Source organism: Kitasatospora sp. NPDC023118, from assembly GCF_055560875.1.
Map to the genome: position 1 here is coordinate 53338 of NZ_JBVHHW010000021.1, position 19570 is coordinate 72907.

General features: G+C 73.7%; 13 protein-coding genes. 4 read left to right on the forward strand and 9 right to left on the reverse strand.

Translation table 11 applies throughout. From position 1 onward, the window contains the following. Window positions 1-77 precede the first annotated feature (77 nt). Window positions 78-2201 carry an amylo-alpha-1,6-glucosidase gene (locus ACZ3UD_RS25785; RefSeq protein ID WP_465592372.1) on the reverse strand — a complete coding sequence of 708 codons (2124 nt, stop codon included), beginning with the start codon at window positions 2199-2201 and terminating at the stop codon, window positions 78-80. Window positions 2202-2945: 744 nt separating this feature from the next. On the opposite strand from ACZ3UD_RS25785, the gene ACZ3UD_RS25790 reads away from it, so the two are divergent. Then, window positions 2946-4259, forward strand: a complete 1314-nt coding sequence (locus ACZ3UD_RS25790) for an alpha/beta fold hydrolase (protein WP_465592192.1) — start codon at window positions 2946-2948, stop codon at window positions 4257-4259. A gap of 30 nt (window positions 4260-4289) precedes the next feature. Here the strand turns inward: ACZ3UD_RS25790 and ACZ3UD_RS25795 are convergent, their stop codons facing one another. After that, window positions 4290-5834, reverse strand: a complete 1545-nt coding sequence (locus ACZ3UD_RS25795; RefSeq protein ID WP_465592195.1) for a DUF4192 domain-containing protein — start codon at window positions 5832-5834, stop codon at window positions 4290-4292. A gap of 229 nt (window positions 5835-6063) precedes the next feature. Here ACZ3UD_RS25795 and ACZ3UD_RS25800 point away from each other — a divergent pair, with 229 nt between their 5' ends. Both ACZ3UD_RS25800 and ACZ3UD_RS25805 read left to right on the forward strand, forming a co-directional pair. Continuing rightward, window positions 6064-8259 (forward strand): RecQ family ATP-dependent DNA helicase, encoded by a 2196-nt coding sequence (locus ACZ3UD_RS25800; protein ID WP_465592198.1) that lies wholly within the window; start codon window positions 6064-6066, stop codon window positions 8257-8259. A 377-nt stretch (window positions 8260-8636) separates the two neighbouring features. Then, window positions 8637-9359, forward strand: a complete 723-nt coding sequence (locus ACZ3UD_RS25805; RefSeq protein ID WP_465592375.1) for a hypothetical protein — start codon at window positions 8637-8639, stop codon at window positions 9357-9359. A 236-nt stretch (window positions 9360-9595) separates the two neighbouring features. Here the strand turns inward: ACZ3UD_RS25805 and ACZ3UD_RS25810 are convergent, their stop codons facing one another. The 3 genes from ACZ3UD_RS25810 to ACZ3UD_RS25820 all read right to left on the reverse strand — a co-directional run bounded on the left by ACZ3UD_RS25810 (window position 9596) and on the right by ACZ3UD_RS25820 (window position 11902). Continuing rightward, window positions 9596-10279, reverse strand: coding sequence for a hypothetical protein (locus tag ACZ3UD_RS25810; RefSeq protein WP_465592201.1), 684 nt, complete (start codon window positions 10277-10279; stop codon window positions 9596-9598). A 100-nt stretch (window positions 10280-10379) separates the two neighbouring features. Then, complete coding sequence (locus ACZ3UD_RS25815; RefSeq protein ID WP_465592204.1) at window positions 10380-11078, reverse strand: ribonuclease HII; 699 nt, start codon at window positions 11076-11078, stop codon at window positions 10380-10382. A gap of 155 nt (window positions 11079-11233) precedes the next feature. Continuing rightward, entirely contained in the window at window positions 11234-11902 is a 669-nt protein-coding gene (locus ACZ3UD_RS25820; protein WP_465592207.1) for a TetR-like C-terminal domain-containing protein, read from the reverse strand. Between the two features lie 455 nt (window positions 11903-12357). Between ACZ3UD_RS25820 and ACZ3UD_RS25825 the strand changes: the two genes are divergently transcribed. Next, a complete protein-coding gene (locus ACZ3UD_RS25825; RefSeq protein WP_465592210.1) occupies window positions 12358-13908 on the forward strand; it encodes an MFS transporter in 1551 nt (516 codons plus the stop codon). 72 nt (window positions 13909-13980) lie between these two features. On the opposite strand, the gene ACZ3UD_RS25830 is transcribed toward ACZ3UD_RS25825, so the two are convergent. From ACZ3UD_RS25830 to ACZ3UD_RS25845, 4 genes are all read right to left on the reverse strand, one after another. Next, a complete protein-coding gene (locus ACZ3UD_RS25830; RefSeq protein WP_465592213.1) occupies window positions 13981-15486 on the reverse strand; it encodes a DUF4153 domain-containing protein in 1506 nt (501 codons plus the stop codon). Between the two features lie 314 nt (window positions 15487-15800). Further along, window positions 15801-16691, reverse strand: coding sequence for a carbohydrate ABC transporter permease (locus tag ACZ3UD_RS25835; RefSeq protein WP_387620413.1), 891 nt, complete (start codon window positions 16689-16691; stop codon window positions 15801-15803). A gap of 122 nt (window positions 16692-16813) precedes the next feature. Beyond that, complete coding sequence (locus tag ACZ3UD_RS25840; RefSeq protein WP_465592217.1) at window positions 16814-17872, reverse strand: carbohydrate ABC transporter permease; 1059 nt, start codon at window positions 17870-17872, stop codon at window positions 16814-16816. Between the two features lie 142 nt (window positions 17873-18014). Further along, the gene (locus ACZ3UD_RS25845; RefSeq protein WP_465592220.1) at window positions 18015-19400 is read right to left on the reverse strand and encodes an ABC transporter substrate-binding protein; all 1386 of its coding nucleotides are present in this window, start codon (window positions 19398-19400) and stop codon (window positions 18015-18017) included. Window positions 19401-19570 lie beyond the last annotated feature (170 nt).

The window sequence follows — 19570 nt, forward strand, 5'->3', positions numbered from 1 at the left end:
GCGCGGCGCCGGCCGGCGGGCGCGCGGCGCCGGCAAGCAGGCCCGGGGCCGACAGGCGGGCGCGGTCGGGCCCGGTGTCAGCGGGCCACCAGCTGAAGGTCCACTGAGGCCTCCTCCACCATCGCCACGCCGATCCGGCTGACCCGGACCGAGAAGGGCTCACCCGCCACCCGCAGACCGGTCAGCTCCAGTTCGCCGAGCGGGGTGGTGCTGGCCGGGCGAACCAGCACCCGGCCGCCCGGGACGTCGGGTCGGACCCCGGCGAGCGCGAACACCGCGTGGACGGCTCCGGCCGCGGAAACCGCCGCCGGACGGCAGGCGGCGGGGTGCGGCACCGGCGGGCAGCCGGGGGTGCGCTGCTCCCCCGCGTACATCTCCGGCAGCCGGCCCTCGAGGTGGGCGGACGCGGCGAGCAAGCCCTCCAGCAGAGTGCCGGCCTCGTTCTCGTGGCCGGCCTCGGCGAGTCCGGCGATCGCCAGCGCCGTCTCATGGATCCGCACCGCGCCGCCGCGGTGGCCCAGCGGGTTGAAGCGGGGGGACTTGGCGCTGAGGGTGCGCAGGCCCCAGCCGCTGTCCAGCTCCGGCGCGACCAGGCGCTGGGCGAGCAGCCTGGTCTGCTCGCGGTCCAGCAGGCTCTCGTGCCGCCCGCCGCCATCGGCGAGCCCGGTGTCGAGCAGGTGCACCAGGGAGGACGCGACGGCCGGCAGCGGCTGACCGCCCGGGGCCAGTCCGGCGGCGGGGCGGCCGCCGGAGAGGTCGTCGATCCAGAACCGCTCGCGGAAGCGGCCGCGCAGCCCGGCGGCCCAGCTCCGCCAGTCCTCGGCGCCCGGGCGGCCGAAGGCCTCCAGGAGCTCGGCGCCGTGCAGGGCGGCGCGATGGGCCTGCGCCTGGACCTCCGCGCGCGCGGCCACCGGGTGGGCGGCGCGGTCCTCCACCGGGCGGCTCAGGTCGGTGACGAAGCCGTCGACCAGACCCTCGCGCAGGGTGGCCAGGGCCCGCTCGGCGGCCGGGAGCAGTTCGGCAACCTCCCCTCGGGGCAGCCCCCAGCGCCAGGCCTCGGCCAGCACGGTGACGAACAGCAGGGTGGCCTCGGTAGCGGTGCAAGTGGGCGGCAGCTCCGGGCCGCCGTGTCGCAGGGCGCCGGGCAGCAGGCCCTCGACCCGCCCGGGGGCAGGGGCGAGCTGCTGACGGCGGGCCAGCGCGCGCAGGGTGCCGGCGGCGAGCCGGGTGCCGAGCGGGAGGGTCAGTCGGGCGGCCCAGAGCGCGTCGGCCGGGGCGAGACCGAAGCGCCAGGGTGCGCCGGAGGCCGGGTAGAGGTCGGTCGGGCGGTCCGGGTCGGCGAACAGCAGCCCGCCGAGGGCGTCCAGCGAACGGGCGACCAGCAGGGCGGCCCGGGAGTCGTCGCTGCGCACCTCCGGTTCGGCCCAGGGCAGCGGGACACCGGTACCGCGCCCACTCGGCGGGCGCGGGCCGCCGGGGGCGCTCTCCAGTTCGGCGCGCAGCTCGACCGACCAGCGGGCGCCGGGCTGGACCTCCAGGTCCCAGCGGAGCACTCCGGCCCCGGCCAGGACGGCGTGCGGGGAGGGCTTGGCGCTGACCACGGCGCTGTGCACCGGGCCGGCCCAGCGCAGCCCGGCGGACTGCACCTGTCCCGGCAGGTCGGGTGGGCGGTGCCCGGCGGCGATCTCGGCGACCGGGCCGAGGTCGGTGCCGAGGGCGATCTCCAGCGGCAGCCGGGCGGGCCGGGCCCCGGTGTTGCGCACGGTCACAGTCTCCACGCCGTCCGCGTGGCGCAGCCGTTCGACGGTGAGCGCCGGGTCCGGGTCGAGGTCGCCGGGCAGGCGGACGGCGCCGAGGAAGCGGGCCTGGGCCGCGCTGGTCTGGGTGCCCTGGAGCGGCAGCGGCTCCATGCCGCCGAGCCGCAGCTCCATCCGGGCGACCACCCGGACGCCATTGCGGTAGAAGCCGTGCAGTCCGTGGCCACGCAACTGGCCGTCGGGGCCGGAGGCGGCCATCGCGGGGGCGTTGACGCAGAGCACCGCATGGTGGACGGCCGGGGGCTGGGGGCGCGGCGAGGCCGCGGGCCGGCCCTGAGCGACGGGTGCGCCCGTCGGCCCGGGCGCCGGCATCTGCTCGGGCCGGCCGGCCGGTCTGGGCGCGCCGACCACGCTCTCGGCCGGCATGGCCTGTAGTGGCCTCATGGCGGTCACCGGACTCTCCTCCCCTCGGCGGTCCGGTGGCCGGTCAGGGCCGGTGGGCCGCGAGCATGCTCGGTCGCGTGCTGATGGTGCCGAGCCGACGGGATTTCTCCCGCCGGCGGTGTTCCGTGTCTGGCCGTACCCGACGGTGGGCCGTGCCATGCGACGTCCGGTACCGAGCAGGTACCGGCGCGCCGCGCCTCCGCGTCGGGCACGCCATCGTGCCCGGCCACGCCGCCAGGTCCGGTGCCCGGGCCTGCCGGGGACGCCCTGCCGGGGACGCCCCGATCGTGGCGCCCCACCCCCGTGGCCCGCGCCCGTCGGGCCGGCGGTCTCGCTCGGCCGGTCCACACCGCCGGGCGGGCGGCTGCCCGGAACCGGGCGTCGGTCGGACACCGTACGGGCGCAGGGCCCCCGGGGTGAACGTCGCACACCGCCGTCAGGTCACGCCCCGCCGTGGCGGTCGCCGGTCGCACCCGGCCCGCCGGGCCGTCGCGTCGCCTCCCCCGGCCTCCGCCGGGCCGTTGCTCAGGGCCTCGCCGCGGGCCCGTCACCGTCCATGAGCTGAGGCCGGCTCCGGCGCCGTTCGGAGCGGTGGGCGTGGCCGCCGCGGGCTGCCCGCCCGGGGGGCGGTCGAACCGGTGCTCGACCGCCGCCAGGATACGGTGCGGAGGTCGCGGCGCCCGTACCCGGTGACCCCGTGAACCGCGACGCAATCGCTGTGACCAGCAGAGACCGAGGAGTTGCATGTCCACCGTCAGCCGGCTGCCCGGGATTGTCACGACCGACCACGTCTTCCAGATCCCCCTCGACCACTCCGCCCCCGACGGTGAGCAGATCGGGGTGTACGCCCGTGAGGTGGTGGCCTGCGGCCGTGAGAAGGACGACCTGCCCTGGCTGGTCTTCCTCCAGGGCGGGCCCGGCGGCAAAGCCGCCCGCCCGCTCGGCCGGGACGCCTGGCTGGACCGCGCCCTGGACGACTACCGGGTGCTGCTGCTCGACCAGCGCGGCACCGGGCGGTCCACGCCCGCGACCCGGCAGACCCTCGCCCGCCGCGGCGGCCCGCAGGAGCAGGCGGACTACCTGGCGCACTTCCGCGCGGACTCGATCGTGCGGGACGCCGAGCTGATCCGCCACCGGCTGCTCGGCGCCGGCAAGCGCTGGAGCGTACTCGGCCAGAGCTTCGGCGGCTTCTGCACCCTCACCTACCTCTCCTTCGCTCCGGAGGGCCTGACCGAGGCCTTCATCACCGGCGGCCTCTCCGGCCTCGGCAGCTCGGCCGACGACGTCTACCGCGCCGCCTACCCCCGCGTCGTCAGCAAGAACGAGGACCACTACGCCCGCTTCCCGCAGGACGTCGAGGCCGTGCGGCGGATCGCCGCCCACCTCGCCGACTCCCCCACCACCCTGCCCGGCGGCGGGCTGCTGACCGTCGAGGCCTTCCAGTCGCTCGGACTCATGCTCGGCGGCGGCAGCGGCTCCGGCGCCCTGCACTACCTGCTGGAGGAGTCCTGGGTGGAGGGCCCGGCCGGGGCCGAGCTCTCCGACACCTTCCTGGCCGGCGTGCAGGCCCGGCTCTCCTTCGCCGAGGGCCCGCTCTACGCCCTGCTGCACGAGTCGATCTACGGCCAGCGCTCGGTGGACGAAGGCGGCACCGGCTGGTCGGCAGAGCGGGTCCGCAAGGAGTTCCCGCAGTTCGACGCCCGAGCCTCGCTGGAGTCCGGCGCCCCGGTGCTGTTCACCGGGGAGATGATCTACCCCTGGATGTTCGACACCGACCCGGCGCTGCGCCCGCTGAAGGAGACCGCGGACCTGCTCGCCGCCCGCACCGGCTGGCCCGACCTGTACGACCCGGCCCGGCTGGCCGCCAACACCGTGCCGGTCGTGGCGGCGGTATACCACGACGACATGTACGTGGACACCGCCGACTCGCTGGCAACCGCCCGCGCGGTGCGCGGCCTGCGGACCTGGATCACCAACGAGTGGGAGCACGACGGCCTGCGGGTGAGCGGCGGCAAGGTGCTGGACCGGCTGATCAAGATGGCCCACGGCGAGGTGTAGCAGCCCGGGCCCGGCGGGGCGGCGAGCGGCTCAATGCGCACGGCGGGCCCCTCTCTCCGCATGCCGGGTGCCCCGGCACCGATGGAGCCCGCCACCGGACCGGACGGCGGCCGACGCGCACGCCGTCGCCCGGCCGAGCCGCACGCCCCGGGCAGGGCGCCGCCCGACCGCCGGACCGCACCCTGACGCCGGGCCACACCCTGACGCCGGGAGCAGGGCCACCGGCCCGGGCCCGCCCCCGTCCGACCCCTGCTCGGCGGAGCTGTCGGAGCTCCCGGAGCCACTGGGCCCGGCGGGGCCGCGATCGGTCCGGGCCGACGTCGTGGCCGTGCCCTTCCGGTGGGCGCCCCGTCGGCGTCGGCGCCCGCCGCCGGCAGGTCCGGGCCGCTCGTCGGGACGCTCGGGGGCCTCGCCCGCGCCCGGGGCGGGCCCCGGCCCAGGCGCTCCGTCCACAACGGGATCGGGCTCGGTGGCCGACTTGCCCGCGCGCTCCTCGCGCCGCCGTCGCTGGGCCTCGACGGCGGCCATCAGCGCCCCGGGCGTCATGCCGTCGTTCATCGATTCGTACAGCAGCTCGGCCAACAGGTAGCCCGGGGCGAGCCGCAGCACGTGGCCGAGCACCACCCGGGCGGTCGCCGTGTCCCCGGCGACCCAGGAGGCCCAGGCCAGCAGCGTGAGCGGGGCCACCGCACAGCCCTCGTACGGCGGCACGGCGCGCCGGGCGAGGAAGCGCCAGAGCCGCTCGGCGGGAGCGAGCTCGGCGGGCCGGACGTACTCGACGCCGCGGTCCCGGGTGAGGCGGTCCCGCAGGGCGAGGAGCAGCCGGGCCGTCCGCTCCTCGTCGAGCTCCCGGGCACCGGCCGCGAACTCGGCGAAGGCCTGCTCCAGCAGTTCGATGCCCTGCTCGCGGGAGACCGAGTCAACGGCGGCCTCGGCCCGGGCGAGCGCCTCGCGCTGGGCGGCGTCCTCCGGCGGGCCGACCGGGACGAGCCCGCCGATGATCGCCTTGCGGCTGCCGCGCGACACCAGGCCCGCCACCGTCGCGGCGGCGGCCGCCGGGCCCGGATCGGGCCCGCGCCGCACCGGGTTGCCCGCCGGATCGCAGCACCCCTCACGGCGGCAGAGGAAGGACCACCAACGGCCGTCCGAGACGCACAGCGACTCCTTGACCGCCGCTCCCCTGCGCCCGAAGGCCGCCCGAAGGTGGTCGGCCAGCGGCCGCAGGCCCTCCACCACCGGCGGGGCGTGCGCCGGAACCGGATCCTGGCAGAGGTAGAGGAGCACCTGGAGCGGGCGGCTGCCGTGACGCTCAGAGAGGGCGACCAGCAGGGCGGCCGTCTCTTCCGCCGCCGCGGGCCAGTCCGCGGGCGAGGCCGGGAGGTCCGCCCGGATGACTCCGCCCTGGTGCAGGTCGGGGCCCTGGAGGCCGACCGCGACGATGCTGTCGTCGGGGTAGAACCCCAGGAGATAGGGCAACAGCTCGGCCATGTCGGCCGGACCGCGCATGACGACCGGCCGCTGCTCGGAAGCCGGGCCGAGGGACAGGATGACGTGTTCGTTGTTCATCGCGTTCATGGCCGCAAGAGTGGACGCAATCCGACAATGGGCGCCGAACGTCTTTTTTTCCTGTGGATAACTCGGGCCCCGAATTTCTCATCGCCCATTCGGAGCACACGACACACACTCCTCCGAGTGGATTTTGACAGCCGTTCAGCGGATCAATGGATGAAATCCACTCCGCCTTCCGCTCCCGCGCCTCACCCGCATTCGCCCCTTGTCGGCGCCATGGGGTTACATCGACGCCATGCAGCAGCCCGACATCCACACCACCGCCACCGCCGACCGCGACCAGGTCCGGGCGCGGGCCGAGGCCGTCCTCCGTGAGCTGGCCGGCCCCGCCGCCGCCCTGCGCGAGGACCAGTGGACGGCCATCGAGGCCCTCGTGGTCGACCACCGCCGCGCACTGGTCGTCCAGCGCACCGGCTGGGGGAAGTCCGCGGTCTACTTCATCGCCACCGCCCTGCTCCGCGCCCGCGGCGCCGGGCCGACGGTGATCGTCTCCCCCTTGCTCGCCCTGATGCGCAACCAGGTCGAGTCAGCGGCCCGGGCCGGTATCCACGCCCGCACCATCAACTCGGCCAACACCGAGGAGTGGGACGAGATCCAGTCCGAGGTCGCCGCCGGGAAAGTCGACATCCTGCTGGTCAGCCCCGAGCGGCTGAACAACCCGGACTTCCGCGACCAGGTGTTGCCGAAGCTCGCCGCCTCCACCGGCCTGCTGGTGGTCGACGAGGCCCACTGCATCTCCGACTGGGGCCACGACTTCCGCCCCGACTACCGGCGGCTGCGCACCATGCTCGCGGACCTCCCGCCCGGGGTCCCGGTGCTGGCCACCACCGCCACTGCCAACGCCCGGGTCACCGCGGACGTCGCCGAGCAGCTCGGCACCGGCACCACCGACGAGCACGCCCTGGTGCTGCGCGGCCCGCTCGACCGGGAGAGCCTCACCCTCGGCGTGCTCGCCCTGCCCGACCCGGCGCACCGGCTGGCCTGGCTGGCCGACCACCTCGACCGGCTCCCCGGCTCGGGCATCGTCTACACCCTGACGGTGGCCGCGGCCGAGGAGGTGACGGCCTTCCTGCGCGAGCGCGGCTTCCCGGTGGCCTCCTACTCCGGCCGCACCGAGGACGCCGAGCGCCGCACCGCCGAGGCCGACCTGCTGGCCAACCGGGTCAAGGCGCTGGTCGCCACCTCCGCGCTCGGCATGGGCTTCGACAAGCCCGACCTCGGCTTCGTCGTCCACCTTGGCTCGCCCAGCTCGCCGATCGCCTACTACCAGCAGGTCGGCCGGGCCGGGCGCGGGGTGGACCGCGCCGAGGTGCTGCTGCTGCCCGGGCGCGAGGACGAGGCGATCTGGCGCTACTTCGCCTCGCTGGCCTTCCCGCCGGAGGAGCAGGTGCGCCGCACCATCGACGCTCTGGCCGACGCCGGCCGCCCGCTCTCCACCGCCGCCCTGGAGCCCCGGGTGGACCTGCGCCGCGCCCGGCTGGAGACCATGCTCAAGGTGCTGGACGTCGACGGCGCCGTCCGCCGGGTCAAGGGCGGCTGGACGGCCACGGGGCAGAGCTGGGAGTACGACACCGCCCGCTACGCCAAGGTGGCCGCCTCCCGGGATGCGGAGCAGCGGGCGATGCGCGACTATGCGGCGGCCACCGGCTGCCGGATGGAGTTCCTGCGCCGCCAGCTGGACGACGAGCAGGCCGCGCCGTGCGGGCGGTGCGACAACTGCGCGGGCCCGCTGCACACTCCGGAGGTCTCGGCCGAGACGCTGGCCGCGGCCCGGGCCGCGCTCGGCCGCCCGGGCGTGAGCTTCGAGCCGCGCCGGCTCTGGCCCACCGGGATGGACGCGCTCGGGGTGCCGCTCAAGGGCCGGATCCCGGCGGGCGAGCAGGCGGAGACCGGACGGGCGCTCGGCCGGCTGTCCGACATCGGCTGGGGCAACCGGCTGCGCACCCTGCTCGCCGAGCAGGCGCCGGACGTGCCGGTGCCTGGCGAAGCGGTGGACGCGCTGGTGGCGGTGCTGGCCGACTGGGCGCGCGGCCCGGGCGGCTGGGCCGGGCCGGCGACGGCGGAGGGCACCCGGCTGGAGCGGCCGGTCGGCGTGGTGACCATGGCCTGCTCCACCCGCCCCCAGCTGGTCGGCAGCCTCGGCGCGCGGATCGCCGAGATCGGGCGGCTGCCACTGCTCGGGAGGATCGAGTACGCGGGTGGGCTGCCGCCGCACGGGGCCCGTAGCAACAGCGCCCAACGGCTGCACTCGCTGGCCGGGGCGCTCATGCTGCCTCCGGAGCTGGAGCAGGCGGTGGCGGCGGCCGGCGGGCCGGTGCTGCTGGTGGACGACCTCGTGGACTCGGGGTGGACGGTCACCGTGGCCGCCCGGCTGCTGCGCCGGGCCGGGGCGAGCGCGGTGCTGCCGCTGGTCCTGGCCGTGCAGGGGTGAGCGGGCCGCGGCCGACCGCCGCGGGCAGAGCGTCTCCGGCCACAACCACCCTCACCCGAATGGCCTAACAGAAAGGAGCCGACAGGGCGATTTCGATCACATCGCGGACCGGCCCGGGAAAGGAGTGCCCACCATGCCGAACGCGCTTCACCATGCCCTTTGCGAGGTGTGGATCAAGGCCGGGCGCCACCTCGGCAACACTCGGGCGGCCGTGGAACATATCCGGCAGATCATGGGCTTTCGGGTGGCGTTCATCATTTCATCATTGCCGGTCCGCCCTCGTTGCCCCGAGAATTGGGGGGTACCCGAAATCCGGTCCGCTGGACCCGCCCTTCGGCGTACCCAGGCACCCGCCTGCCCACGGGCCAGGAAGGAGGATCGTGATCAACGGTATCGGCCGAGGTCAACATCCCCTCTCCGGGAGTTCGTCGCCCAGACGGCTGCTCGACCTGGAGACCTGGACCGCCTCGGCGATCCCGTTGCTGCGCGATCCGCGCGAGTTCGTCCTGGAACTGCACCAGCGCCACCTGCCCCAGCCGGGCACGGTCGTGGTCGCGGTCCTGGACGCGCTCCACCACCTGGCCGCCTCGGCCTCGTTCACGCCCTGGCCGCACGACACTGACGGCTGGCAGCACCGGAACGACCTGCTGGCCCACCTGCGCCGGATCATTCCGCACGACCTGCGCCAGCCCGAGCCGACCCGGACGGCCGTGCTGCTGCGCTGCCGTGAGGGCGCGCCCGGCTGGACGGAGCAGGACGGTGCCTGGATGTGGGCGCTGCGGGACGCGTCCGTGCTGCACGGGCTGCGCTGCGGCTCGTACATCGGGCTCACCCTGGCGGGCTGGCAGATCCTCGGCCACGGGCGCAGTGGACGCAATCCGCATGCGGGTTCATGGGCGGACGGGCCGGTGCACACCGTGACGGAGTTGCCGCCCCGGTCGGCGCTCGACGACGCCCCGCGCAGTCAGCGCGCCCGGCAGCAGGCGGCCGAGCAGGCCAAGCGCGTCGACGCTCCGCCGCGCTCCCACTCATCCGAGCCCCCGTGGACCCCGGCGCGGGTCACGGCCGTCGAACCGAGCCGCCGCACCGGCACCCGCTGAACGGCGCCGACGGGCACCGCCAGCCCGGCGGACCCTGGGACCGCAGTCTGACGGGCGGTCGCCGAACACGCCGACGGGCACCGACAGACGCGGCGTACGACGCCCGTCCGGCACGTCCGGTACGTCCGGTGCGTCCGGCACGCCCGGTTCCGCGCCGACGCGCGGCGGGGCGGGTCACCTCGGACGGACTCCGGGCCCGGCACCGTGAGGCGTCGGGCCCGGAGCGGGAACGAATGTCAGGCCGTGACCCGGCGCCCCGGTGCGGCACCGGCAACACCGGTGGCAGCCGGGCCGGCCTCCCCGCAGACCACCAGCAGGCCGGTCGCGCGGGCGAGCGCCTTGGTGTACGCCTCGGCGGTCCGGGTGGGCGAACCGCCGTTGACCACCAGGACGACCACCTCGCGGCGGACCGGACGGGTCAGCGCGGCGTCCGCGTAGAACACGTCCCCGCCCTCGGCGAGTTGCGCCCAGTAGCGCTCCTCGCCGAAGGAGAGTTCGTGCTGCTGCCAGGGGTGCGCCCCGCCGACGGTCAGCACCAGGATGTCGCCCGGGTTGCGGCCGGAGTCCAGCAGCTGGTCGACCGCGTCGTCGGCGCGTTCCAGCGCCTGGGCCGGGGTGGCGGCGATCCGCTGGACCTCGACCTGCGGCGTGGCAGCGGCCGGGCGGCGCGGCGCCGGTCCCGGCTTGGGGATCAGACGCGGCGGGCCAGAACGGTCGGTGCGCGGCTGAGCCGGTCGCGGGGGCGCCGGACGGGGGCCGGGCACCGGGGCCGGTGCGGCGGTGACGGTGGTGGGTGCGGTGGCGGGCGCGCCGCCGGTGGCAGGCGCATGGAGGGCTTGTGCGTCCGACTCGCGGGGGAAGGGAACGCCGGGGCCCGGGAGGCTCTCGTGAATCTCCGGCTCCTCGGGGAAGACAGGCATACCCGGATATCTATCAAATGCCGGTCGGACGCGCACGAGCACCCCACCCATTGGGCACCGGACGCCGCCACCCATACCCGGGACAATTCCAGACTGACCGTCAGAAACCGAGCGTCAACTGTTCGTCGGCGGATCCCTGAACCACGCCCACGACGTCCCGGCCGCGCTTGAGGTGACGCCACTTCGGCAACGCGTCCATGTAGGCCCAGGAGAGCCGGTGGTGCTCGGTGGGGCCGTACTCCTCCAGCGCGGCGCGGTGCACCGGGGACGGATAGCCGGCATTCTCCGCGAAGCCGTAATCCGGGTACGCCTCGCCCAGTTCGGCCATCATTCCGTCGCGGCGGACCTTGGCCAGCACCGAGGCGGCGGAGACGCAGATGCAGGACTGGTCGCCCTTGATCACCGTGCGCACCCGCCAGGGGCCGCCAAGGTAGTCGTGCTTGCCGTCCAGGATCACCACGTCGGGCTCGACCGGCAGCGCCTCCAGCGCGCGGACGGCGGCCAGCCGCAGCGCTGCCGTCATGCCGAGCTCGTCGCACTCCTGAGGTGAGGCGTGCCCGAGCGCGTACGCGGTGACCCAGTCGGCGAGCACCGGCGCGAGTGCCCTGCGGCGCAGTTCGGTGAGCAGCTTGGAGTCGGTCAGCCCCTCGGGCGCCTTGCGCAGTCCGGTGACGGCCGCGCCGACGGTGACCGGCCCGGCCCAGGCACCGCGTCCCACCTCGTCCAGGCCCACCACGACCTTGGCGCCGGCCCGGCGGAGCGAGCGTTCGACGGAGTGCGTCGGCGGGACGATGGGCATCGCAGGGGCTCCGTTCGGCAAAGCAGCCCGTTCGAGTGGGCCAACCCCCAGCCTAAGCCCGCTGACGACCGCCCCGAGCCGGGCCTGCACGGCCGCCCCGAGCCCAGCCCGTCCGAGCCCGCACGGCCGCCCCGAGCCCGCCCCGCGCGACCGCTCTACGACTGCCGGATCAGCGGGACCAGCACGTCGTCCACCAGCCGGACCGCGAAGTCGGGGGCCATCTCCCGGTCGTGGACCTTCACCCGAAACAGCAGCATCGCCGGAATGACATCGGCGACCAGCGGGCTGACCGCGCCGGGCCGGACGTCGCCGCGCTCGACGCCGCGACGGAGGATGTCCAGGATGGTGTCCTTGGTCGGCTCCATCACCCGCTGCACGATGAAGCCCTTGAACACCTCGGCCTGTTGCTGGGAGAGCTCGCCCATCAGCACGTGCAGGGCGGCGCCCGCGCTGGAGCCGATCGCCTCCGTGAACAGCTCGATGAGCTGCAGCAATTCGGCCCGGGCGGACCCGAGGTCGGGCACCCCGTGAGGGCGTGGGAGAGTGGAGTCCAGAGCATCGATGACGAGTTCCATCTTGGACGCCCAACGCCGGTAGAGCGCGGCCTTCCCGGTCCGCGCCGCAGCGGCGACGCCCTCCATCGTCAGTCGCGCGTAGCCGCCGGAGGTGAGCTGGTCGAGCGCGGCCGCGAAGATCGCGTTCTCCAACTCCTTCCCCCGGCGCCGCACCGGCCGGGCCAGCGCCTCCCGGGCGACCCGCACCGGGCAGCGAGGCTCCGACTCCCCGCCCGGCGGCCCCGCGAGCGCCACCGACTCCACCGGCACCACCGACTCCCCGGACGCCCCGGAGGCCCTGGGCCCCACCGGCGCCGCACGGCCTGCGGGCCCAACGGGCGCCGCACCCGCTGCCGCAGCCACAGCCGCCAGGGGCGACGGCACCGCATCCTCCGCCGGTCGGGCGGCCGCCCGACCGGATGCCCGGTCCGCCGTGAGGCGCCGCACCAACCGATCCATCGCCACCGTCCTTAAGGAACGCTTGCGTTCACTATCAAGCCCAGGATATCGTCCAGATTAGTGAACGGCACCGTTCCTTCCCAGCCCACACCTGCACCCGCCCGTCATCGGCGCACAGCAGCACCCCGGGCCCGGCAGGTAGGCCGGACACCAAGCACCGAGTTACCGGGCACCAAGCACGTACCACCACCGCGTACCACCACCGCGCACCAGCACCACGCGCCGCGTACCAGGCGCCGAGCACGTAGCCAGCAGGGGGAAGATTCGTGGCCATCTCCGACACACTCAACAAGAACTCACCACCGAAGGGCCGGGGAGGTCGGGGGAAGGGCATCACCCTGACCGTCATCGCGGCCACGCAGCTCATGGTCGTGCTCGACGCGACCATCGTGAACATCGCACTGCCGCACATCAAGGACGCGCTGAACTTCTCGACCACCGACCTGTCCTGGGTCATCAACGCCTACACGCTGACCTTCGGCGGGCTGCTGCTGCTCGGCGGTCGCGCGGGCGACATCCTGGGCCGCCGCCGGGTGTTCATCTTCGGCACCCTGCTGTTCGGCCTGGCCTCGCTGCTGGGCGGCTTCGCGCAGGACAGCGGCCTGCTGCTGGCGGCCCGCGCGCTCCAGGGCATCGGCGGCGCGATCTGTTCACCCACCGCCTTCGCCCTGATCGCCACCAACTTCGACGAGGGACCGGAACGCAACAAGGCGTTCGGCGTGTTCTCGGCGGTGGCCGGCTCGGGCGCCGCGATCGGCCTGCTGGCCGGCGGTCTGCTCACCGAGTACCTGAACTGGCGCTGGGTGTTCTTCGTCAACGTGCCGATCGCGATCCTGATCGCGGTCGCCGCGCCGCGCTACATCGCCGAGTCCGAGCGCCACCCGGGCCGCTTCGACGTGCCCGGCGCGCTCACCTCGACGCTCGGCCTGGTCGGCCTGGTCTACGGGTTCATCCGGGCCGCCTCGGACGGCTGGTCGGACAGCATCACGCTCGGCTCCTTCGCGGCCGGTGCGATCCTGCTGGCCGCCTTCTTCGTGATCGAGAACCGCACCGATCAGCCGATCACCCCGCTGCACCTGTTCGCCAACCGCAACCGCACCGGCGGCCTGGTGATGATGCTCTGCCTGGCCGCGGCCATGTTCGGCATCTTTTTCTACGTCGTCCTGTTCGTGCAGGGACCGCTCGGCTACAGCCCGCTCAAGGCCGGCGTCTCGTTCCTGCCGATCAGCGTCTCGATCATCATCGCCGCGCAGATCGCGTCCAACCTGCAGGCCAAGTACGGCCCGAAGCCGTTCATGGCGGGCGGCGCGCTGCTGGTCACCGTCGGCCTCTCCTGGCTGACCCAGATGAGCAAGGACAGCGGCTACGTGGACGGGGTGCTCGGCCCCACGGTCGTCTTCGGCTTCGGCATGGGCCTGATCTTCGTCCCGGTGATGCTGCTCTCGGTCGCGGGCGTGCCGGGCGAGGAGACCGGCGCCGCCTCCGGCCTGCTCAACTCGATGCAGCAGATCGGCGGTTCGCTCGGCCTGTCGATCCTGACCACGGTCTTCGCGCACTACGCGACCGCCGAGGCCAAGGTCCAGACGCCGATCTTCATGGAGAAGGCCACCCCGGAGCAGCTGGGCTACCTCCAGCAGCACCATGAGTTCCCCCAGGGCACCGACGCCGCCAACTCGGTGCTCACCCAGGGGATTTCGCACGGCTTCATCGTCGGCGCGGCGCTCGCCGGGGTCGCCCTGCTGATCGCGGTCTTCGCGATCAAGGCGAAGGCCAGCGACCTGCCGAGCGGTGACTCCGCCGGCGTCGCGATGCACTGAGGCACCACCAGAACCGCCACCGGGCCCGCCGGGAGCCGTACGCTCCCGGCGGGCCCGGTGCATGCCCAACGGTCAGAAGTACGGGTCGATGTGCAGTCCCGACCGCTCGCAGACGCTCGTAGTCGCGCGCCCGCCTTCGGCCAACGGCCGTGCGGCCAGGATCTCGCGGGCCCGGGCGGCGGAGCGGCTGGTCGCGTACCAGGGCGCGGGGTTGTTCGCCAGGTCGGCTCGGATCAGTTCGAGCGCACAGATCCGTTGGGGGTTCGGCAGCCGGTCCAGGGCGGGCACCGCGTCCGCGGAGAGCTCGCGGACGTTGCGCAGGTCGATCTGCTGTGAGCGCTCGTACCGGGCGACGTTCTGCTCCGCGACGATGGCGTCCGGCCCGATCAGCCCGTACACCGCGACGGTGAGCACGCCGCTCAGGACGACGGCGCGCGGCAGCCAGCCGGCGCCGCGGGTGAACCCGGCGGTGATCAGCAGCAGGAGGACGACGCCCAGCCAGAGCTCGACCACCAGCACCCACAGCCGCAGCCGGGTGAGCCCGGAGGCGTCCACGTAGAACCACATCCGGCCGAGCGCCGAGGCGACCACGACCAGCGCGAGCAGGCAGAGCAGGCCGAGCAGGGTCCGCGCCACCCGGCGGTCGGCCGGCGTGGTGCGTGGCGCCCAGCGCTTGGCGACGGCCACCACGACCAGGGTCAGCACGGTGATCACGCTCAGCTGCCAGAAGCCCTGCCGGGCGTACTCGGAGCGGCTCATCCCGGTGCGGCTGAGCACGGCGTCCGCGCCGCCGAGCACCACCACCGCCTGGATCACCGCGAAGGCGCCGAACATCAGGTTGAGCGCGACCAGCGGCAGTGCCCACTCCAGCCGTCGCCGTTCCCGTCCCGGCCGGGCCGTCACGCGGTCCCAGCGGCGCGGGCCGGCCGCGATGTGCGCGAAGCCCAGCGCGGTGAGCGCGCCGAGCGCGAACAGCATCGCGCGCAGTGGCAGTTGGCGGAGGTCGAAGCTGGGTTTTAGGCCGCTCAGCAGGTCCGCCATGGCGGCGTCGGCGCTGGCGAACAGCAGGCCGAAGACGGTCAGCAGGACGGCGGCGACCGCGAGCGCCTTGAGCACCGGGACGATCCGGCCGCGCCCGGGCAGCGGCCGGCCTTCCAGGCCGCTCCAGAGCCAGCCCACGCCCGGCACCGGCTGCCAGACGGCGGCGGACAGGGCGAACAGCACGCCCGGCCAGCGGCGGCCGCCGTGCAGGGCGAGCGAGGCCAGGCCGAGCGCGCCTCCGACGGACAGCACGGTGGGCCAGCCGGCGTCCCACAGGGCCGGGACGGCGAGCAGGGCGAGCGCGAGCAGGCTCCAGATCACGGTCCAGGGCCGGACCCGGCGGCCCGCCGCGTGGGCGACGAGGCCGACCCCGACGGCGGTGACGGCACCGCAGATCAGCAGGTTGACTCCCACGCCGTCGTACAGCAGCCAGGCCGTCAGCAGGCCGGTGAGCAGCGTGAACAGGAGGACTCGGGGCGTGGCCGCCGCCCGGTGCTCGGGGTCCGTGCGGCGCAGCCATTCACCGCGCGAGGGCACGGGCGTGCCGGGCGACCGGTACGGCCCGTTCGGTCCGGGCGACCGGTACGGGTGGGACGGCCCGTTCGGTCCGGGCGACCACTGCGGGCCCGGCGGGCGACGGTCGGATGCGGGCGGCGGATCGGTCGGGGCAGGCGCGGACAGACCTGACATGAGTCCCCTTCAGTGGTCGGCGGGCATGCGGAAGCCGCCCTCGGGGCGGTCCGCCGGCGGCCGACGGACGCGCCGGGCGCCTCGGCCGCTGCCGACTGTAGACCATTCTGAACAAGTTCAAAAGTTTCTTCTGAACACGTTCAGGAAACTGTGACCGCGGTCTATCCCTTGACCGACCCGGCCAGCAGCCCGCGGACGAAGTACCGCTGGAGACTGAAGAAGACGATCAGCGGCACGATGATCGACAGGAACGCCCCGGCCGTGAGCAGCTCCCAGCGCCCGCCGAAGGAGCCGGACAGCTGGGCCAGCCGGACCGTCATCGGCGCCACCTCCGGTGTGCCGCCGGCGAAGGTGAGCGCGACCAGCAGGTCGTTCCAGACCCACAGGAACTGGAAGATCGCGAACGAGGCCAGCGCCGGGGCGCACAGCGGCAGCACGATCGAGCGGAAGATCTTGAAGTGCGAGGCGCCGTCCACCACCGCCGCCTCCATCAGGTCGCGCGGCAGCTGGGCGATGAAGTTGTGCAGCAGGAACACCGCCAGCGGCATCGCGAACATGGTGTGCGCCAGCCAGACCGGCGCGTAGCTGCCCTTCAGGTCCACCGCCGGGATCAACGTCAGCGGGCCCAGGTGCGCGCCGCCGGAGAACAGCCGCAGCAGCGGGATCAGCGCCATCTGGAGCGGCACCACCTGGAGCGCGAACACCGTGAAGAACACCGCGTCGCTCCCCCGGAACCGCACCCAGGCCAGCGCGTAGGCCGCCATCGCCGCCAGCACCAGCGGGAAGAGGGTGGCCGGGACGCTGATCGCCAGCGAGTTCACCAGGAAGGGCATCAAACCGGTGGAGACGCCGGAGCCGCCCTCGAACAGCACCGCGTGGTAGTTGCCGAGCCCGAAGTCCGGGTGGAGCAGGGCGTTCCACCAGCCGTCGGCCGTCACGTCCTGCTTGGGACGCAGCGAGGTCACCAGCAGGCCGAGGGTCGGGATCGTCCAGAGCACCGTCATCGCGATCACGAACACCGAGGCCAGCGGGCTGCTGAAGGCCTTCCGCACGGCGTTCCCCCGAACCGGACGACGGTCGACGGGACGACGGTCAGCGGCCCGACGGTCGGCCGGACGGTCGGCAGGCTTCCGGTCGACGGGGCCCGCGCCGACCGCCTCCCCCTCAGGAGTGCTCACCGCACCTCACGCTCCCTCCGCAGCTGGACGATGTTGTAGGCCACCAGCGGCAGCACCGCGAGGAACAGCAGCACCGCGAGGGCGCTGCCCCGCCCGTCGTTGAACTGCACGAAGGACTGCGAGTACATCTCGTTGGCCAGCACCTGGGTGCCGAAGTTGCCGCCGGTCATGGTGCGGACGATGTCGAAGGCCTTCAGGGTGATGATCATGACGGTGGTCAGCACGACCATCACCGTGGTGCGGATCATCGGTACGGTGACCGACCAGAACAGCCGCAGCCCGGTCGCGCCGTCCAGCCGGGCCGCCTCGGTCACCTCGTCCGGGATCGCCTTGATCGCCGCCGACAGCACCACCATCGCGAAGCCGGTCTGCACCCAGACCATGACCGCCATCAGCAGGAAGGTGTTCAGCGGCTGGCTGAGCAGCCAGTTCGGCGGGTCCGACCAGCCCACCGCGTGGGCGAGTTGGCTGAGCAGACCGATCTGCGGCTGGTCCTTTCCGCGCGCCTCGTAGACGAACTTGAAGATGATCGAGGCGCCGACCAGCGATATCGCCATCGGCATGAAGATCAGCGACTTGTACACCGCCTGACCGCGCATCCGGTCCACCAGCAGCGCCAGCACCAGGCCCAGCCCGGTCGCCACCAGGGGCGCGACCACCAGCCACAGCAGGGTGTTGAGCAGCACCTCCCGGATCGAGTCGGTGGTGAAGGCCCAGCCGAAGTTCTCGCCGCCGACGAACCTGCTGCCGTCGGCGCTCTGCAGGCTCAGGTAGACGGTTCGGACCAGCGGCACCACCAGGCCGACCGCCAGCAGCAACACGGCCGGCCCGAGGAACACCAGCACGGCCAGCGGTCGGGCCAGCCGACCCCTGGCCCGGCCGGCCACAAGGAAGACCAGCAGCAGGATGCCGAGGAAACCCGCGATCGCGCCGATGCTGTTGCCGAACTTGACCGCCGCGTCGCCCCAGGCGCCGGCGGCCAGGGAGTCGACGGGAGGCAGGAGGTCGGCGGACTGCAGGAAGTCGGCGGACGGCGGGGAGCCGGGTACGGACATGGCTGTACGTCCCTTCGGGTCCGGTGATGGGAAGGGGGCGGGCGGTGCGGGTGGGCGGCCCCGCACCGCCCTCGACAGGTGGTCCTCGTCGCCCGGGGCTCGTCGGGCGCGGGCCGACCCGTGCCCGACGTGCCCGGGCGGGCTACTTCGGCCAGGCGGCGTCGATGTCGGCGGCGGTCTTCTGGATCGACTGCCCCTCGGCGAACCAGGCGGTCAGCGACTTCCACTCCTGCCCGGAGCCGACGGCGGCGGGCATCATGTCCGAGGCGTCGAAGCGGAAGGTCGCACTCGGGTCGGTCAGCGCCTCCGCCGAGAGCTTGTCGATCGGGTCGGTGTACAGGCTCCTGTCCACGCCCTGGTTGGCCGAGACCCAGCCGGTCGCGGTCTTCACCCGGCTGCTCGCCCAGTCCGAGCTGGACAGGTAGTTCTGCACCGCCTGCGCCTCGGGCTTGTCGGAGAAGGCGGCCAGGAACTCGCCGCCGCCCTCGACCGGGTTGGCGATCGACGGGTTCACCGCGGGCAGGTGGAAGGCGAAGACGTCGCCGTCCGGGCCGACCTTGGTGCCCTTGGGCCACTGCGCCTCGTAGAAGGAGGCCTGCTGGAGCATCGCGCACTTGCCGGTGAGGATCGGCGCGCCCGCGTCCTGGAAGGTGGTGGTGGCGATCGACTTGATGTCACCGTAGCCGCCGTTGACCCAGGCCGGGTTCTGCATCCAGTCGGCGACGGTCTTCATCGCCGTGGTGATCTTCGCGTCGGAGAACTTCACCTGGTGGCCCACCCACTGGTCGTACAGCTCGCCGCCGTAGCTGCCCAGCACCACCTCCTCCAGCCAGTCGGTGGCCGGCCAGCCGGTGGCCGTGCCGGAGGCGATGCCGCCGCACCAGGGCTTGGGGCCGCCCGCCTTGGCGATCCGGTCGCTGAGCGCCATCAGGTCCGCCCAGGTCTTCGGGACCTCGTAACCGGCCGCCTTGAAGGCCTTCGGCGAGTACCAGACCAGCGACTTCATGTTGGCGCTCATCGGGGCCGCGTAGAAGGTGCCGTCGACCGAGCCGTAGGTCTTCCAGACCGGGCTCCACTTGTCCTGGTTGGCGACGGTCTGGGCGGGTGGCTTGACCACCTTGCCGCTCTTGACCATCTGCGCCAGCAGGCCGGGCTGCGGGATGATCGCGAAGTCCGGGGCGTTGCCGCCGGCCACCCGGACCGGCAGCTGGGACTCGAAGTCGTTGGACCCCTCGTAGCTGATCTTGATCCCGGTGCACTTGCTGAACTCGGACCAGGACTTCTCCAGGTTGTCCGACTCCGGGCTGAGGATGGAGGCGAACATCGTCACCGTGGTGCCCGAATGGCCCGCGTACGGCTGGTACTTGGCGCAGTCACCGGTCAGCGTCTGGGCCGCCGGGCCGCCTCCGCCCGAACCGCCGGAGCTGTTCGAGCAGGCCGCGGTCAGGGTCAGTGCCGCGAGCAGGACGGGTACGGCGGCCAGGCGGCGACGGGAACTCCCGGACGGTGCGGTCGGGTTGAGGGTCAATGCGGTCCTCCTCGCCAGGGCGTGCTGCCGAAGGTTGGCTGAACGACATCGCGCTGTACGGGAAATGGGCGTGCAGAGGTCGCGGGCGAGCGGCGGGCCGAACCGATTCGACGACGTTAACGCAGCCGTCGGCCGCCGCCAAGGTCCGTGGTCGACCTTCACGGACCGGT

Excerpts from the sequence above, each read along its gene's own strand:
- ACZ3UD_RS25785 (WP_465592372.1), bottom strand. The coding sequence starts at position 2,201 with ATGAGGCCACTACAGGCCATGCCGGCCGAGAGCGTGGTCGGCGCGCCC.
- ACZ3UD_RS25790 (WP_465592192.1), top strand. The coding sequence starts at position 2,946 with ATGTCCACCGTCAGCCGGCTGCCCGGGATTGTCACGACCGACCACGTC.
- ACZ3UD_RS25795 (WP_465592195.1), bottom strand. The coding sequence starts at position 5,834 with ATGAACGCGATGAACAACGAACACGTCATCCTGTCCCTCGGCCCGGCT.
- ACZ3UD_RS25800 (WP_465592198.1), top strand. The coding sequence starts at position 6,064 with ATGCAGCAGCCCGACATCCACACCACCGCCACCGCCGACCGCGACCAG.
- ACZ3UD_RS25810 (WP_465592201.1), bottom strand. The coding sequence starts at position 10,279 with ATGCCTGTCTTCCCCGAGGAGCCGGAGATTCACGAGAGCCTCCCGGGC.
- ACZ3UD_RS25815 (WP_465592204.1), bottom strand. The coding sequence starts at position 11,078 with ATGCCCATCGTCCCGCCGACGCACTCCGTCGAACGCTCGCTCCGCCGG.
- ACZ3UD_RS25840 (WP_465592217.1), bottom strand. The coding sequence starts at position 17,872 with ATGTCCGTACCCGGCTCCCCGCCGTCCGCCGACTTCCTGCAGTCCGCC.